10 protein-coding genes are annotated in these 16,060 nt (G+C 63.6%); 4 read left to right on the forward strand and 6 right to left on the reverse strand.

Annotated elements, in window-relative coordinates:
• Positions 1–72 precede the first annotated feature (72 nt).
• A complete protein-coding gene (locus J3A98_RS21245; RefSeq protein ID WP_004577004.1) occupies positions 73–366 on the forward strand; it encodes a hypothetical protein in 294 nt (97 codons plus the stop codon).
• A 151-nt stretch (positions 367–517) separates the two neighbouring features.
• Here J3A98_RS21245 and J3A98_RS21250 read toward each other — a convergent pair whose 3' ends face one another.
• Entirely contained in the window at positions 518–5,419 is a 4,902-nt protein-coding gene (locus J3A98_RS21250; RefSeq protein WP_209968174.1) for an alpha-2-macroglobulin, read from the reverse strand.
• A gap of 281 nt (positions 5,420–5,700) precedes the next feature.
• Here J3A98_RS21250 and J3A98_RS21255 point away from each other — a divergent pair, with 281 nt between their 5' ends.
• A complete protein-coding gene (locus tag J3A98_RS21255; RefSeq protein ID WP_209968176.1) occupies positions 5,701–7,038 on the forward strand; it encodes an MATE family efflux transporter in 1,338 nt (445 codons plus the stop codon).
• A 126-nt stretch (positions 7,039–7,164) separates the two neighbouring features.
• Here the strand turns inward: J3A98_RS21255 and J3A98_RS21260 are convergent, their stop codons facing one another.
• The 5 genes from J3A98_RS21260 to J3A98_RS21280 all read right to left on the reverse strand — a co-directional run bounded on the left by J3A98_RS21260 (position 7,165) and on the right by J3A98_RS21280 (position 12,068).
• Positions 7,165–7,620, reverse strand: a complete 456-nt coding sequence (locus J3A98_RS21260; RefSeq protein ID WP_209968178.1) for a transposase — start codon at positions 7,618–7,620, stop codon at positions 7,165–7,167.
• A 169-nt stretch (positions 7,621–7,789) separates the two neighbouring features.
• Positions 7,790–9,703, reverse strand: a complete 1,914-nt coding sequence (gene speA, locus J3A98_RS21265) for an arginine decarboxylase (RefSeq protein WP_209968180.1) — start codon at positions 9,701–9,703, stop codon at positions 7,790–7,792.
• Positions 9,704–9,853: 150 nt separating this feature from the next.
• Positions 9,854–10,225 (reverse strand): translation initiation factor Sui1, encoded by a 372-nt coding sequence (locus tag J3A98_RS21270; protein ID WP_209968183.1) that lies wholly within the window; start codon positions 10,223–10,225, stop codon positions 9,854–9,856.
• Positions 10,226–10,464: 239 nt separating this feature from the next.
• Entirely contained in the window at positions 10,465–10,998 is a 534-nt protein-coding gene (locus tag J3A98_RS21275) for an NUDIX hydrolase (protein WP_176684387.1), read from the reverse strand.
• Positions 10,999–11,000: 2 nt separating this feature from the next.
• Positions 11,001–12,068, reverse strand: coding sequence for a DUF2333 family protein (locus tag J3A98_RS21280; RefSeq protein ID WP_176684386.1), 1,068 nt, complete (start codon positions 12,066–12,068; stop codon positions 11,001–11,003).
• Between the two features lie 248 nt (positions 12,069–12,316).
• Here J3A98_RS21280 and J3A98_RS21285 point away from each other — a divergent pair, with 248 nt between their 5' ends.
• Together J3A98_RS21285 and J3A98_RS21290 are read left to right on the forward strand one after the other, a co-directional pair.
• Positions 12,317–13,672, forward strand: a complete 1,356-nt coding sequence (locus tag J3A98_RS21285) for a diguanylate cyclase (RefSeq protein ID WP_209968185.1) — start codon at positions 12,317–12,319, stop codon at positions 13,670–13,672.
• A gap of 244 nt (positions 13,673–13,916) precedes the next feature.
• Positions 13,917–15,878 (forward strand): methyl-accepting chemotaxis protein, encoded by a 1,962-nt coding sequence (locus J3A98_RS21290; RefSeq protein ID WP_209968187.1) that lies wholly within the window; start codon positions 13,917–13,919, stop codon positions 15,876–15,878.
• Positions 15,879–16,060 lie beyond the last annotated feature (182 nt).

Raw genomic sequence — 16,060 nt, forward strand, 5'->3', positions numbered from 1 at the left:
ACCGACCTGGCCAGGTAATGGCCAAAGGCTTTGGGACGACAACCTCGCCGATTTTTTCATCAGGAAGCAACTATGCATGTAGAAGGTTTTTTCGAGTGGCTGGGCCAGGCACTGGGGTCGTTGATCCGCTTCATCGTCGACGCATTGAGCGGGCTGTTCAACCTGCTGGCCAATGCTGGTGGCAACTTCATCGATGGCCTGTCGCGCACCTTGGGCATGGACACCTCGCTGCTGAGCATCCTGGCGCTGATCATCGGCCTGATGCTGCTGTACTCGGCAATCCGCGCATTCATGCGCGCGTCGATCATCCTCGGGATCATCTGGCTGGTGCTGGGGCTGTGGGTGATGAGCTGGGTGATCCACTGATCTGCGCGGTCTTTGTGGGAGCGGCCTTGCGTCGCGACAGGACTGCACAGCAGCCCCAGGATTTCAGCTTCGCCGCTTGAACTTCCGGGGCCGCTTCGCGGCCCTATCGCGGCGCAAGGCCGCTCCCACATTGTCCGCGTCGAGCGGGTCGCTAGCGGGCTTTCACGGTCATCTCCCCTTGCCCATCGCCCACGGCCTGCAGGTTCGGCCGATACATCGACTCGACCTGCGGCGGCGGCACGCGGTAAGTGCCCGGTGTCACCGCTCGCGCCAGGTACAGCAGGTGGGTGGTGCCATAGCCGTCAAGCTTGAGCGCGGCAACATAACGGTCATCACGGTACTCCTGATGCACCACGCTGGCGTTCTGCATCGACTCGCGCCACGCCTTCACTGCAGTGCTGGCGTTGTCCAGGCTGGCCGCGCTTTGAGCCAGGTTCTGGTTTTCCAGCTCCAGGCCTGCCGGCAGCAGGTCCACCACCAGCGCGTCCGGCACGCGGTCCTCGGCTTTCAGCGCCAGGTGCACGAGCACAAGGTCGCCACTGCGCAGGTTGTGCACGTCCAGCGGCTGGCCATTCATGCCCAGGTACTCTCTACGAATCTGCAGGCCGTTGCCGCCAGCAGCAGGCGCCTGCCGTGGATAGCCCGACAAGGTCAGCTGCTGGTACAGCGTCTCGTTGCCTTCATTCTGCACGCTCAGTGGCGAGGCCAGTAACGGGCCTTCCAGCTTCATACCGGCGTCGGCATTGTTCAACTCGCGCACTTCACCCGCGCTGTCCAGGCGTGCCTGCCACTGGCCTTCCGGCTTGCCCAGCAGGCCACGGCCAGCGAGGAACAGTGCATTGCGCTCTTGGGTCGACAGCCAACGGTTGGCTGCCAGTTCATCCGACAAGGCGAACAGGCGCTGATCGACCTGGCTGCTGGCCAGGTTGCTTTCCTGTAGCAGCGCCAGGATCAGCGCCTGGTCACGCAGGGCGCTGCCGTAATCGGCCAGCCAGCCTTTGCCACGGCTGATGCCCAGGCCCGCCTGCAAGGCTTGCTCGGCACGCGGTTTGTCGCCCATTTTGTCCAGCGCCACCGCCAGTTGTACCAACGGCAGACCGGAGCGGGCATCGGCGCGACGTTCGAACAGGCCTCGCAGGGCACCCAACGGCGCCTGCTGGCTGCGCGACAGCACCAGCGCCGCATAGGCCTGCACGGCAAAGCGTGTGTGGTCGGCATTTTCGCTGTAGTCGACTTCGATCAGGTTGCGTTCCTGCAGGTAACGCAGCAGGCGCTCACTGGCCTTCTTCAGTGACTCGGCAGGCACGCCGTAACCTTGGTCACGGGCACGCAGCAGGAAGTCAGTAACATAGGCGGTGAGCCAGTACTCTTCTTCGCTGTCCGAACTCCACAGGCCAAAGCTGCCGTTGTAGCGCTGCATCCCCAGCAAGTGCTCGATGCCCATCTCGATCTTGCGCTTGCGCACATCCGCCGGCTCCCCCTTGATGCCCAGGCGCTTGAGGCTGTCGGCATCGGCGTACAGCGAGGGGTACAGGCCACTGGTGGTCTGTTCGAGGCAGCCGTAGGGGTAGGCTTGCAGCGCGCGAATCTGCTCGGCAAGGTTCAGCGGCGGCCGGCTCGACAAGGCCAGGCTGGCTTCCAGGCCAGCCGGTTCGAAGGCGGCCAGGTCTGCTTCGGGCAGGGTCCACGGCTGGTCCTTCAAGGCCACGCGGTAGTGCTTGAGCATTGCCGGGTAGGCCGGGCGCACGCCCAGCGTCCACTCACGCTCGAACGCTGTGATCGGCTCGTTCGGCAGTTGCAGGCCCGTCACCCGGACATGTACCTTGCCCTGCCCCAGACCACCCTGGGCCTGCACCGGAATCATCAGCGTCGAGCGCTGCCCTTCGGCCAGATTAACGCTCTGCACGGCGTCGGCCGCCAGGCTCAGTTGCCCTTCTGTGGTGATTTCGACGTTCAGTTGCTGGGCGCGGCCGGACAGGTTGGCCAGGTCCAGTGCCAGGCGGGTACGGTCACCACCGGCCAGGAAGCGCGGGGCCGAAAGCTCGGCAATCAACGGTGCGGCGACCACGGTCTTGCCTTCGGTCATGCCGAAGTGCTCTTCGGTCCAGGCCTGGGCCATCAACCGCAGTTCGCCGTTGAAGTCGGGGATATCGACCGTGGCCTGGCCCTCACCCTTGTCGTCCAGCGTCACCGGCAGGCTCTGTTGGGCAACGATGGTTACCGTAGTGTTGGGTCGCTTGCCCCCCTTGGCCATCGCTGCGTCACCACCGAATGCCAGGCTGGCCAGGCGGCCCTGCCCGGCCTCGATCAGTTGGCCGTAGATGTCCAGTTGATCGGCACCATAGGCCTTGCGCCCGAACAGGCTGGCGAACGGGTCGGGGGTTTTGAAATCGGTGATGTTGAGGATGCCCACGTCCACCGCCGACAACAGCACATGCACCTGCTTGGGCACGCTGCCATCGGCGTTGGCGGCCTTGATCTTCACCGTCAACGGCTGTTTCGGGCGCATTTTCTCCGGTGCCTGCAGGCTCAGCGCAAGCTTGCGCTCGGCGCGGTCCAGCGGCAGGTGCAGCACGCCCACGGCGCGCTTGGGCGTGGCATTGGCCTTGCGCTCACCCGGGCGGATAACCAACGCGCTGATGTACAGATCGTGGCGGGCCCAGGCCTTGTCCAGTTGCACGTCAAAGGTCTTGCCCTCGGCGGGCACATCGATTTCCTGCCACCACAGCGGGCCATCGCTGGACTCGATCATCAGGTAGCCGCTGCCCGCAGCGGGCGGGGTGACGGTGACCTTGGCGGTAGCGCCATCGGCGTAGGAGGGTTTGTCCAGCGCCAGCTTGACCTGGTCCGGTCGCACCGCGCCGCCCTCAGCGTTGTCCTGGGCACGATAGCCGGCCCAGAAGCGCTCACTGGATACCAGACCGGTCTGCGGGTCTTCGACCTCGACGCGGTAAGGGCCCCATTCAACCTGGAAGCTGAGCTTGGCAGTGGAACCTGCCTTGACGCTGATCGTCTCTTCGTTCTGGGTCAGGAACTTCTCGTTGTAGGCGTAACTCCAGCCGTCGCTTTGCGAGTAATTCCAGTAGTAATCGCGGCGTTCGCGAACAAGGCGCACCTTGAGCGCATCGGCCGCCAGTTTGTTACCGTCGCGGTCGGCCACCAGGAACTCGAATTCCACCGGCCCGTTGCTATCAGTTTCCTCACCTTCGAACAGGCCTCGCAGGCCCGGCAGGCGCTCAGCCGGCCAGATAGGCTGCTCCAGGCGCCGGGTGATCGGCCGGCCACCCGACTCCTGCAGGCTGGCCTGCACGGTAAGTTGCAGCGGAGAGCGGGCCTCGGCCCAACGGCTTTCGATATCGACCACCGCCTTGCCGGCCTGGTCAAGGGTGACTTCGTCCAGTTCCAGGTCCTGGTTCAGATCGGTTTCGGTGACCGAACCGAACTGGTAACCAGGCAACGCCGGTACCGCCTCGCGCAGCGGGCGTACATAGGCCTGACCGCTCAGGCGATTGCCGGCGGCCGGGGCGCCATAGAGGTAACGGCCATTGACCTGGATGCGCGCATCTTCATCCGGCGAAAGCGGTTGGCTGCTGCCCTTGAGCTCCAGCGCCAGGCGCTCGGGCAGGAAGTCTTCGACAAGGAATTCATAGACCTGCTTGCGCCCGCCACCCAGGTCGAGCAGCAGTTGCCAACGGCCCGTCGGGGCCTCGGTGGCCAGTTGCAACTGGTATTGGTACAAGCCATTGCTGTCGGCTTCCCAGACGAACTTGCGGCTCACCTGTTCATCCGGGCGACGCACTTCCACGCTCACTGGCTGGGCTTTGACCGGCTTGCCGTCCTGGTCGCGCAGCAGGCCGTTGAGCAGCACCGTCTCACCCGGGCGGTACAGGTCACGCGGGCCGAAAATGAAGAACTGCAGCGGGTTGGCCTGAGGCCCGGTGATGTCGAATTCGGCCAGATCCAGGGCTGCGGTGTTCAGGCGCAGCAGCGTGGTATGCACGCCCTGAGTGGCGATCAGGGTATCGGCCTTGGGCGTGATCGGCAGTTGGGCATGCCCCTTGCCATCGGTAGTGGCCTGGGCCAGCAGCTTGCCCTTTTCGTCATGGATTTCCAGGTTGACGCCGCTCAGCGCCTTGCCGCCTTCCAGGGCTTGAGCAAACACGTCGATGCGGTCGCGGTAGCGGTGGGCCGACACGCCGATGTCGCTAAGGGTGAACAGGGTTGCCGGCTGAGAATAATCGTAGGTACCCGAGGCGCGCATCACTGCCAGGTACACGCCTGGCGCCTGCAACGGCTTGATGCCGGCAATCGGCAGCAACACGGTCTCACGCGTGTTGCGTGCCGGGTTGAGATCGAAGCGGCCGCTGTAGACCAGCTCGGCCATGTCCAGGGTTTCCTTGGACTGGTAGTAGTACAGGCTGCTGTTGCGCCCCCAGTTGGCCAGGAAGGTCGAGAGCATGTCTGGCTTGACGCGGAAGAACTCGACATCCACCTTTTCGACGTTCAGGGCAATCACCGGCAGGCCTTCGGCCAGACGCGTAGGCAGCAGCGAGCCGCGGCTGGCAAAGCCGATGGTCGGCTGCATGTCGCGGGTTTCCAGGCGGGTGATCGACTCGCTGTCCAGCTGCTTGCCATTGACTGCCAACAGCCCCTTGTCGACGGTCAGCACCAGCTTGCGCTTCGGCTCCAGGTGGCGCAAGCGCAGCTCCATCTGGTTGTCGGAGAGTTCCCAGGCACCGTCGAGCTTGCCTTTGACGGTGTCTACCAGGTGCACTTTGTTGGCGAAGTCCTGCTTGGCATCCAGCGGTACGGAGAAGCTGACCGACAGCGTTGCCGCGCCATCGAGCTGCACTTCCGATACGTCCAGCACCGTGAGTTCGCGGCCCTCGTAGCGCTTGGCGAGCACGGTCGGGTCCTCACGCCTGGGGGCGGAGGCTTCGGCGGGCACGGGTGCCACAGACTTCTCGACCGGCGCCGGTTTACCCGGCGTGGAAGAGTCACAGGCACTGAGCAACGCCAGCGCGCAGGCCAGCAACAATCCTTTGTTGAACATGAGATAGGAACTCTTGGGCAGCGTGTACGTGAGGGCAGCAACTATAGCGCAACGTCAGGTGCAGCACCCGGCGTTGCGCGCCAGGTCAGACCATGGTCGCGCTAAATGGTTGCCTGGTCGGTACACTGTGGCCATTCGTTAAAAGGGGGCCGCGTTGCGCCCCTTCGCGGGCTTGCCCGCTCCCACAGGTTTGGCGCCGGCCGCAAGAGCAACACTTTCCTGTGGGAGCGAGCACGCTCGCGAAGGGGCGCACAGCGGCCCCAAGATCTCATGGAATGCACATGCCCCAACTCGCTGCCGACTGGCGCCACCGACCCACCCACCGCAAGGTCTGGGCGCTGGCCGCGCCGATGATCCTGTCCAACATCTCGGTACCGCTGGTGGCGCTGGTCGACAGCACGGTCATCGGCCATCTTCCGCACGCCCACCAGCTGGGTGCGGTGGCCGTGGGTGCCACCTTGTTCACCTTCATGGTCGGCCTGATGGGCTTCCTGCGCATGGGGTCCACCGGCTTCGCTGCTCAGGCCGCCGGCCGTGGCGACGGTGCAGCATTACGCCAGGTACTGGTGCAAGGGCTACTGCTGGCGGTCGGCTTCGCCCTGTTGATCGGCCTGCTGGCCCTGCCCTTCAGCCAGCTGGCACTTCATGCGATGCAACCCAGCGCAGCCCTGCAGCAGTCCACCGAAGACTTCTTCCATACCCGCCTGCTTGGCCTGCCTGCGGCGCTGGCCAGTTACGCGCTGGTCGGCTGGTTCCTCGGCACCCAGAACGCCAGGGCTCCACTGGCCATCCTGCTGACCACCAACCTGCTGAACATCGCCTTGAACCTGTGGTTCGTGCTGGGCCTGGACTGGGGCGTACTGGGCTCGGCGCGGGCGTCGGTGATTGCCGAATGGACTGCCGCCCTGCTCGGCCTGGCCTTGACCCGTCCGGCCCTGCGGGCCTACCCGGGGCAGATCGTGTGGGCAGCGCTCAAGCGCTGGCAGGCCTGGAGGCCACTGCTGGCGGTGAACCGCGACATCTTCCTGCGCAGCCTGGCGCTGCAACTGGTGTTCCTGCTGATTACCGTGCAAGGCGCACGCCTGGGCGAAGCGACCGTGGCGGCCAACGCCCTGTTGCTCAATGGCCTGCTGCTGACGGCCTATGCGCTGGATGGGCTGGCCCATGCGGTGGAGGCCTTGTGCGGCCATGCCATTGGTGCCCGTGACCGCGACACCCTGCGTCGCTCGCTGGTGGTGGCCTGCGGCTGGTCGCTGATCACTAGCCTGGGCTTTGCCGGGCTGTTCCTGTTGGGTGGGCACCTGTTCATCGACTTGCAGACCGACATCGACAGTGTGCGGGCGGCGGCTTATCCGTATTTGCCCTACCTGGCATTGCTGCCGTTGATCGCGGTGTGGAGTTACTTGCTGGATGGGTTGTTCATCGGCGCGACCCGGGCGCGGGAAATGCGTAATGCAATGCTGGTTTCGGTATTGATTGCGCTGCCGGTGGCAGTGGCCATGAGCGGGTTGGGCAACCATGGGTTGTGGATGGCGTTTCTTGGGTTCATGGGGTTGCGGGCGGTGACGTTGGGGTGGGTCGGGTGGCGGTTGCAGCAGAGGGACCTGTGGTTTGGCTGATTGGGGCCGCTTTGCGGCCCATCGCGACGCAAGGCCGCTCCCACAGGGGATAGCGGGTCGGCCTGCTTTCGCGATCGCTGTGGGAGCGGCCTTGTGTCGCGAAATGAGGGCGAAGCCCTCACATGCTCACAGCCATACACAGTCCCAATGGGGATACTCGCCAGCCCGCCGCACCAGGCCGGGCCGAATGGGGTTTGCGATGATGTAGCGGGCCACCGCTCGCACATCCTCCTCGCGACGCAAAGCCCGGTCATGAAAGCTGGTTTGCCAGATATGCCGTCTTTCAGCACCGGCCTTGTACAAGGCACAGCTGCTTCTGGATTTGAATTCGCACATTAGCCTACCCAGGCTCACTGGACCCAGCTCGATAAGCCAGTGAAGGTGATCCGGCATCAACACCCATGCCAGCGATCGACAAGCCTTGCGCTCATCGCTGAACCGCAACTGCTGGATCACGGTCCTGGCGAATCGGACGTCTTTGAACAACGGCGTTCGGCTGCGGGTAGTTGTGGTCAACAGGTAGAGGCGCCCGGATTCGGACACCCGGCCATTACGTAAACGATGGGAGCCTGGACGTTCCATGTCTTTCTCCTTTGAATTGTGCATTCAAAGTTAGCGCCGCGAATGCGACGGGCGAGGACAGGACCATTACCGGGTATGACACGGTGAGGGCTTCGCCCTCATATCGCGACACGAGGCCGCGCCCACAAAAACAAGCAATCCGTGCAGTTTCTGCGGGGCGGCCCGTCAATTACGACAACAGGTACGAAGACCGGGTCAAGCCCAGGCGCAAGGCATCCAGATACTGGGTCCGCTCGCGCGCAGTGATCTTGGCGCTGGCAACCTTGTCGCGGTAATGCGTCATCAACTCCTCCGGCGACAGGTGCACGTAGCGCAGCATGTCTTCGATGGTGTCGTGGGTTTCGATACCGGCGTGGTACACGCTGCCGTCGGCATTCTGGTAGATGTTCACCGAGTCGGTGTCACCGAACAGGTTGTGCATGTCACCCAGGATTTCCTGATAGGCACCCACCAGGAACACGCCCAGCAGGTAATCCTCGCCCTCCTTCACCGCATGCACCGGCATGCTGGTTTCGATACTTTGCTCGTCAACGTACTGGTTGATCTTGCCGTCGGAGTCGCAAGTCAGGTCCTGCAATACCGCACGCCGCATCGGCTCTTCGTCCAGGCGGTGCAGCGGGATGATCGGCAGTACCTGGCCGATGGCCCAGGTGTCTGGCAGGCTCTGGAACACCGAGAAGTTGCAGATGTACTTGTCGGCCAGCTTGTCGTTCAGCTCGTCCAGCACCTGGCGGTGCGAGCGCTGGCGGGCTTTCAGCGAGTTGTGCAGGCGGCGGCACACGGCAAAATAGCACTGCTCGGCCAAGGCTTTCTCGCCCAGGCTGATCTTGCCGTCGGCGTACTGCGCGGCCACATCACCCATGTAGTGGGTGGCACGCCAGTAGGTCTCGGTGACCATCTCGATGTCGGTCGGGCCAAGCAGATCGGCCAGCCACTGCACGGTCTCGGGCAGGGCTTCCTTGTTCTCGATGGTGGGTACGTCGTCGTTGTGCTTCTCGACATCGGTGACCTGGATCACCAGCATGGCGTGGTGCGCAGTCAGCGAACGGCCACTCTCGGAGAAGATGTGCGGATGCGGCAGGCCCTGCGCGTCGCAGAACTCCTTGAGCATGCCCACCACCACGCCGGCGTAGTCGTCCATGTCATAGTTGATCGAGCTGGCATTGCGCGAATGGGTGCCGTCGTAGTCCACGCCCAGGCCACCGCCAACGTCAATGTGGTCGACCGGCAGGCCCAGCGCACGCAGTTCGCCGTAATAACGGATGGCCTCTTTGAAGCCGTGCTGGTAGTCGGCCAGGTTGGCGATCTGCGAACCCATGTGGAAGTGCAGCAGGCGGATGCCCTGGTCCAGACCGGCATCGCGGAAGCGCTGCACCACCGAGAGCAATTGGGCGGCGGACAAACCGAACTTGGACTTCTCGCCACCGGTGTCGGCCCACTTGCTCGAGGCCAGCGACGACAGGCGAACACGCAGGCCAACCTGCGGTTTCACCTTGAGCTCGGCGGCTTCTTCGATCACCAAGGCTACTTCCGACTCTTTCTCGATGACGATGAACACGTTGTGGCCGAGCTTCTGGCCCATCAGCGCCAGGCGAATGAACTCACGGTCCTTGTAGCCGTTGCAGACGATGGTGCCGCCCTTCGGCGCCAGCGCCAGCACTGCCAGCAACTCGGGTTTGGAGCCGGCTTCCAGGCCGATGGAAACGTTCTGCGTGGCGATGATGTTCTCCACCACCGCTTCCTGCTGGTTGACCTTGATCGGGTACAACGCGGTGTACTGGCTCTGGTATTCCAGGCGCGCGATGTTGGCGTCGAAGGCGCCGGTCAGCTGGCGCACACGGTCCTGCAGAATGTCAGGGAAGCGCACCAGCAAGGGCAGCGACAAGCCGCTCTGGCGCAGTTCGTCGACCTGCTTGAACAGGTCAATCGGAGCACTGTCAGGGCCGTTGGGGCGTACTTCGACGCGCCCGGCGTCATTGATGGCGAAATAGCCAGCGCCCCAATGGCGGATGCCATAAACACTGCGGCTATCAGCCACGGTCCATTGGCTACCATCGTCTTTGCGTGTGCGTCGTACGGACATTCAAGTCCCCTATAGATAAGTCGAAGACACTGCCCGCAGGCAGCGGGGCGAGTGTAAAAGCTGAAAATGACGATTCATCCGTGCTCAGGCATAGACTCTGACCACGGGAACGAGTTTAGAAAGCGCTGGGCAAAAAATCGCGCGGTGGCTTCAGCCGCCGGACTTTTTCGCCTTGAAACCCTGTTTGGTCAGCTCGCCGATCAACAGCTCGACATGGTCGCCCTGGATCTCGATAACCCCGTCCTTCAGCGCGCCGCCGGTACCGCAGCGGCGCTTGAGCGTGGTCGCCAGTTCTTTAAGCTGGTCAGGCGGTAGCGGCACGCCGGTGACGGTGGTCACGGTCTTGCCACCACGGCCTTTGCTTTCGCGGCGCACGCGGGCAATGCCGTCGCCTTCGGGGATGGTTTGCTGCTTGCAGGTGCAGGCATCCACCGGCTGGCCACAGTCGGGGCAGTGCCGACCGGCGTCGGTGGAGTACACGAGACCGCCAAGGGCGGAAAAGGAAGAAGCTTTCTTGGCCACTTTTGTTCCTCGGTGCTGAGGACAAAAACTGGTCGTGCCTTGGGGTTGAGGCCGACCGCGAAGCCCCACTCTGGCAGGGGCGGCGCTACTGCTGCAAGAATTGCGGCAGCCCGAAAAGGGCGCGCAGTGTAACGATAAATACGCCTGTTGTGTAGGAGCGGGTTTACCCGCGAACAAGGGCAAAGCCCTTGCCCTGCGAAACGGGTGTCTGGGCCGGTATTTCGCGGGCAAACCCGAGGCTACAAAGTGGCCTTGTAGCGCTGCAACGCCGCCAACGAGTCCGGGCAATAAGGCTTGCTCAGGCTTTCCTGCTCAGCCTGTTCCAGACCGATGAAGCGCGCCTCGATCACCTCTTCCGGCTGCAACCGCAACGGCGCATCCGACACCGCCGAATATACCGCACACCACAAGCGGTTATCCGGCTGGTCAAAGTAGAACCGCTCGTGGAAGCGCAACTCAGCGCCTTCGATGCCCAGCTCTTCGGCCAGCTCGCGCGCTGCCGATTCGGCATACGCCTCCCCAGCCGTGACCATGCCGCCCGCCGCCACATCCCAATACCCTGGGTACAGCGCCTTGCTCAGCGTACGCCGGTGTACACACAATTCACCGGCACTGTTGAACAGCAGAATGAACGTGCAGCGCCCGATCAGGCCACGCTCGCGCAGCTCGGCACGGGGCAAGGCGCCCAGTACCTGGTCGGTCTCGTCCACCCAGGTGACCAGCTCGCGGTCGGAAGCCGCCCGATGGGCGGCCTCGGCGGGGCTGATAGCCATCATCAACCCTGCGACAACAACTGACGCAGGTCGATTACCGCAGCGTTGGCCCGGGAAATGTAATTGGCCATGACCAACGAGTGGTTGGCCCACATGCCGAAGCCACTGCCATTGAGCACCATCGGGCTCCACAGCGCCTCTTGCGAGGCCTCCAGCTCACGAATGATCTGGCGCACGCTGACGGTGGCATTCTTCTTCGCCAGCACGTCGGCGAAGTCAACCTCGATGGCACGCAGCAGGTGCGACAGCGCCCAGGCTTGGCCACGGGCTTCGTAGAACACGTTGTCAATCTGCAGCCATGGGGTTTCTACCAGCTCCTCGTCCACCTGCGGCGCCTGACCGGCAACGACCGACTCGGTCTTCAACGTGCTGTTGAGCTTGACCCGCCCAACGCTTGCCGACAGGCGCTGCGACAGCGAGCCCAGACGGGTGGCCACGTCACCCAACCAGTTGTTCAGGTTGTCGGCGCGGGTATAGAAGATCGCGCCCTTGTCGCCAGCAGCCAGACGGGTCTGGTAACGGGTCAGCGACTTGATGCCCTCTTCGAACTCCGACTCGCTCGACGGCAGGATCCAGCTCTTGTTGTCGAAGTTGAAGCGTGGCTCGGCCTTGGCCAGGTCGGCGTCTTCGGTGGACTGCGACTGCGAACGGGCGAAGTCTTTGCGCAGAGCACGGGACAGGTCGCGGACCTGGACCAGCACGCCATACTCCCAACTTGGCATGTTGTCCATCCACAGCCCTGGCGGGAAGCGGTCGTTGGAAATGTAGCCGCCCGGCTTGTTCAACAAAGTGTTGGCCACGGTCTTGAGGGTTTCGACGGTGGTATAGCCCACCACCATCTGCTGGCCAGCACGTTCGGCTGCGGCCTGGGCGTTTTGCTGCACCGGGAACAGAGCAGGCTCCTGGCTCCAGTACCAGCCCAAGCCGATACACACCAGCAGGTACAACCCGATCAGGGTCCCCAGGGCACGGCTCCAAAGGCCGCCAAGGTAGCTACGGGCGGCAGCGCCGCGCCCGTCGACACGCTCACGGGGCTCGGCTTTGGCCTCTCGGTTTTTCCAGTCCAGCATGGCTTTGTCCTTAATCAGTCACGACGGTTCAGGGGCTTTGACCACAGGCCTGCGCTAGGGTGCCACGGTAAGCCCGAATGCCAGCACTATAAAGCAGACACCACCGTACGCATAAGCGACCATTCAGTCAGCAACTGAATATTCGTTCTGCCCGCTTTGTTGACGCAGGGCACTCACGCACTTGAAAAGAGCTGCTAGCATAGAGCCATCATTGCCCCTGCACATCCCAACCTATAAGTAGCCAGGACATGAGCCAAGCAGTCGAGCCGAGCCCGCAGTGCCCCGTCCAACAGCTGACGCGTAACGGCCTGCGCAAGGACGATCCGCTCGACCAGTTGCATCTGCCCGTGCGCAAACCGGTGTACATCCTGCTGCAGGACCACGAGCGCGCCCAGCGCCTGGCCCAGCAACTGGAATTCTTTGGTCTGGTGGTGCAAGCGTTGCCGAGCGCCGCAGCGTTTCTCGCCTCGATCAGCGAGTACCCGCCGTCGGCCATCATCATGGATGTCGACTTCACCGGCGCCGGGCTGGGCTTGCTGCTGGCCGCTCAGGTGCAGCAGGGCCTGGCACGCTCCATTCCGTTGCTGTTCTTCAGCCATCACGAAGCCGACACCCCTACCCGCCTTGCCGCAGTACGCGCCGGCGGTCAGGATTTTCTCACCGGCAGCCTGGAAGCTTCAAGCTTGCTGGAAAAGGTCGAACGGCTGACCAACACCGCCCCGCACGACCCGTTGCGCGTGCTGATCATCGACGACTCGCGCACCCAGGCCCTGTACACCGAGCGTGTACTGGCCGGTGCCGGCATGCTCACCCGCAGCCTGACCGACCCGATCCGCACGATGGCAGAGCTTGCCGACTTCCAGCCCGACCTGATCATCCTTGACCTGTACATGCCGGCTTGCACCGGCCCGGAGCTGGCCAAGGTAATCCGCCACAGTGACCGCTATGTGAGTGTGCCGATCATCTACCTGTCTGCCGAGGACGACCTGGACAAGCAACTGGATGCCATGAGCGAAGGCGGTGATGACTTTTTGACCAAGCCGTTTCGCTCACGCCACCTGATCACTACCGTGCGCAACCGCGCCGCCCGCGCCCGCCATTTGAAGGCGCGCATGGTTCGCGACAGCCTGACCGGGCTGTACAACCACACTCATATCCTGCAGCTGCTGGAAGACTGCAGCTTCCGCGCCCGCCGTGAACAGCAGCCGTTGAGCTTTGCCATGCTCGACATCGACCACTTCAAGAAGATCAACGACCGCCATGGCCACCCCATGGGCGACCGAGTGATCAAGAGCCTTGCTCTATTCCTCAAGCAGCGCTTGCGCAAGACCGATTTCATTGGCCGCTACGGTGGCGAGGAATTCGCCATCGTCATGCCCAATACCGCGCTGGACGCCGCACACAAAGTGCTGGACGAAATTCGCCGGCGCTTTGCCGAAATTCTCTACCCGGCGCAGCCACGAGACTTGCAGTGCACCTTCAGCGCCGGCGTGGTGCAACTGGATGAGGGGCTGGATGCACTGACCATGGCCAGCGCAGCGGACGAGGCGCTGTACCGGGCCAAGCATGCGGGGCGCAATTGCGTCGTTCGTGTAGAGCCCTGAAATTCGCACTCACTGTGCCGGCTTCTTCACAGACTCGCCCGCTTCCCCAGGCATTTCACACACCTCAAATCTGGAGGTAAACCTGTGGGAGCGGGCAAGCCCGCGAAGAGGCCAGTGCAGGCCACACCAATAGAGGCACTGTGCCACTTTTTTTCTGACGCCAAGCCCCTGGCGTCATCACCCCGTCACAAAATCGCAATAACTTCAGGCGCCTACCTCTCCCCTGCGCAGGAAGTTCGCGGCTATGCGCCTGAAGTGGCTGACCAATTTCAACACCCTGTTGCTGGTAACCGTGTGTATCGCCTTGGGCGCCACCCTGTGGTGGTCGCAGCGCGCCCTCGAGCGCCCCTACCAGCTGATGGAGCGCTATCTGGGCCTGTCCCAGCAGTTCCAGAACCAGGCGGCGCGCAATATCCAGGCCTACCTGGGCAGCGGCGACGCCCTGCGCCAGGCCGCCGCCATGGAGGCGACCCAGCAGTTGCAGGCCGCACTGACGGACTGGCCGGTAGAGCTGGCCGAGAAGTTGCGCCCCAGCCTGGATAGCCTGCAGGCCTTCACCGCCAATGAACTGCTGGCCGCCGGCAAGCTGGCCGGCGACCCACAAGCCCTGCTGCTGCAAGCCGAGCGGGAGCTGGGGGCGAACTTCGAGCAGATGGCCAGCTACGCCCGCGACAGTGGCAACGCCGAGGCCAATAGCTACTTGCTGCCCTTGCTCGACGCCACCCTGCATCTGGGGCGGCTGTCATTGGCTCGCGACAAGCTGGTCAGCAGCGGCCGCCCAGAGCTGGCCGACGAGGTGGAGCGCGAACTGCAACTGATCCGCGCCCAGGCCCAGACGGTCGACGGCCTGCCAATGCTCGGCGTAACCCGCACGGCCGAATCCGGAGCCGACGACTTCGCTGCGATGATGGGCCTGGAATCCCAGAGCAGCGCCCAGCAGGAAGACATTGCCGTGGGCCTCAAGCGTGAATTGCAAAGCCTGCTCAACCGCTACCCGGCCGAACTGCAACGCACCCGCGAACAGATCGAGCGCCGCGCCGAACTGGCCGCCACCACCGGCCAGCGCCTGGAAGCCGTACAACAGGCCATCGCCGCGCTGGAACCCGAAGTACGCGGCCAGCATGCGAAAATCGCTGCCGAGGTGCGCATCATCCAAGGCCTGATGATCGGCCTTATCCTGCTGATCGCCCTATTGATCGATACGCTGCAACGGCGCCTGGCCCGTACCCTGACCGGACTGGCCCCGGCCCTGTCACGCTGGGCCGAGGGCGATTTCGCCCAAGCCATCGCCCTGGGCAAGACCAACCGCGAACTGCACGACATCCAGGAGTCGCTCAACCGCCTGCGTCAGTACCTGGTGGAGCTGGTCGGCACCATCCGCCATAACGCCGAGCAGGTGGCCGGCAGCAGCCATGCCCTGGCCGGCATGAGCGCTGCGCTGCACGGCGGCGCCGAGCGACAGGCCGGCGATACCGGGCAGATCCGCGATGCCTTGGGCGAGCTGGAAGCAACCATTCAACAAGTGGCTGGTGATGCCAGCGCAGCCGCCGAGGCCAGCCGCGATGCCGGGCGTGCGGTGGAACAAGGCCAGGCGGTAATCGGCCAGAGCCTGTCGGGCTTGCGTGAACTGGTCGATGAAGTGCAAGGCAACGCCCGCATGATCGAGCAACTGGCGGAAGAATCGGCAACCATTGGCGGGGTGCTGACGGTGATCCGCTCGATTGCCGAGCAGACCAACCTGCTGGCACTGAACGCCGCGATCGAAGCGGCCCGCGCCGGCGAAATGGGCCGTGGCTTTGCCGTGGTTGCCGATGAGGTGCGCTCGCTGGCTCAGCGCACCACGGGGGCTACCGGCGAGATACAGGCATTGATCGACCGCTTGCAGCAGGCCGCCAGGAGTTCGGTGGCGGGGATGCGCGCGCAACTGGAACACGCCGAGGCCACGGCCAACCAAGCCCAGGCGGCGGATGGGGCACTGGATGAGATTGTCTGTGCCATTCGTACCATTTCCGATACAGCGGTGCGGATTGCCGATGTCACGGCGCAGCAGAGTGGCGCGGTAAGCGAGATTCGTGATCACAGCGAGCGGATTCACGAACTGGGTGAAGACAACCTGCAGCGCATTGGCGAGGGGCGTGAGCAAGGCGAACAGTTGCTGAGCCTGGGCGGTGAGCTGAACCGGGCGGTGCGAGCGTTCAGGGTCTGAGCCGGCGGGTGGTCGCCACGACAGGTGTAGCAGTTGGGTGGTGTTCGACGGGACATGTGCTGCGCCTGGGAGATCGAGCGCCGCCCGCGCGGCGCTTCGCGGGTAAACCCTACGTTTGTTTCGGGCCAATTATTCCTGCGCATCCGTTATCATGCCGGGCACGTTCCACCTCGCGAGTCCGC

Source organism: Pseudomonas sp. BP6 (genome assembly GCF_017875935.1).
In the GTDB taxonomy this organism is placed as follows: domain Bacteria; phylum Pseudomonadota; class Gammaproteobacteria; order Pseudomonadales; family Pseudomonadaceae; genus Aquipseudomonas; species Aquipseudomonas putida_Y.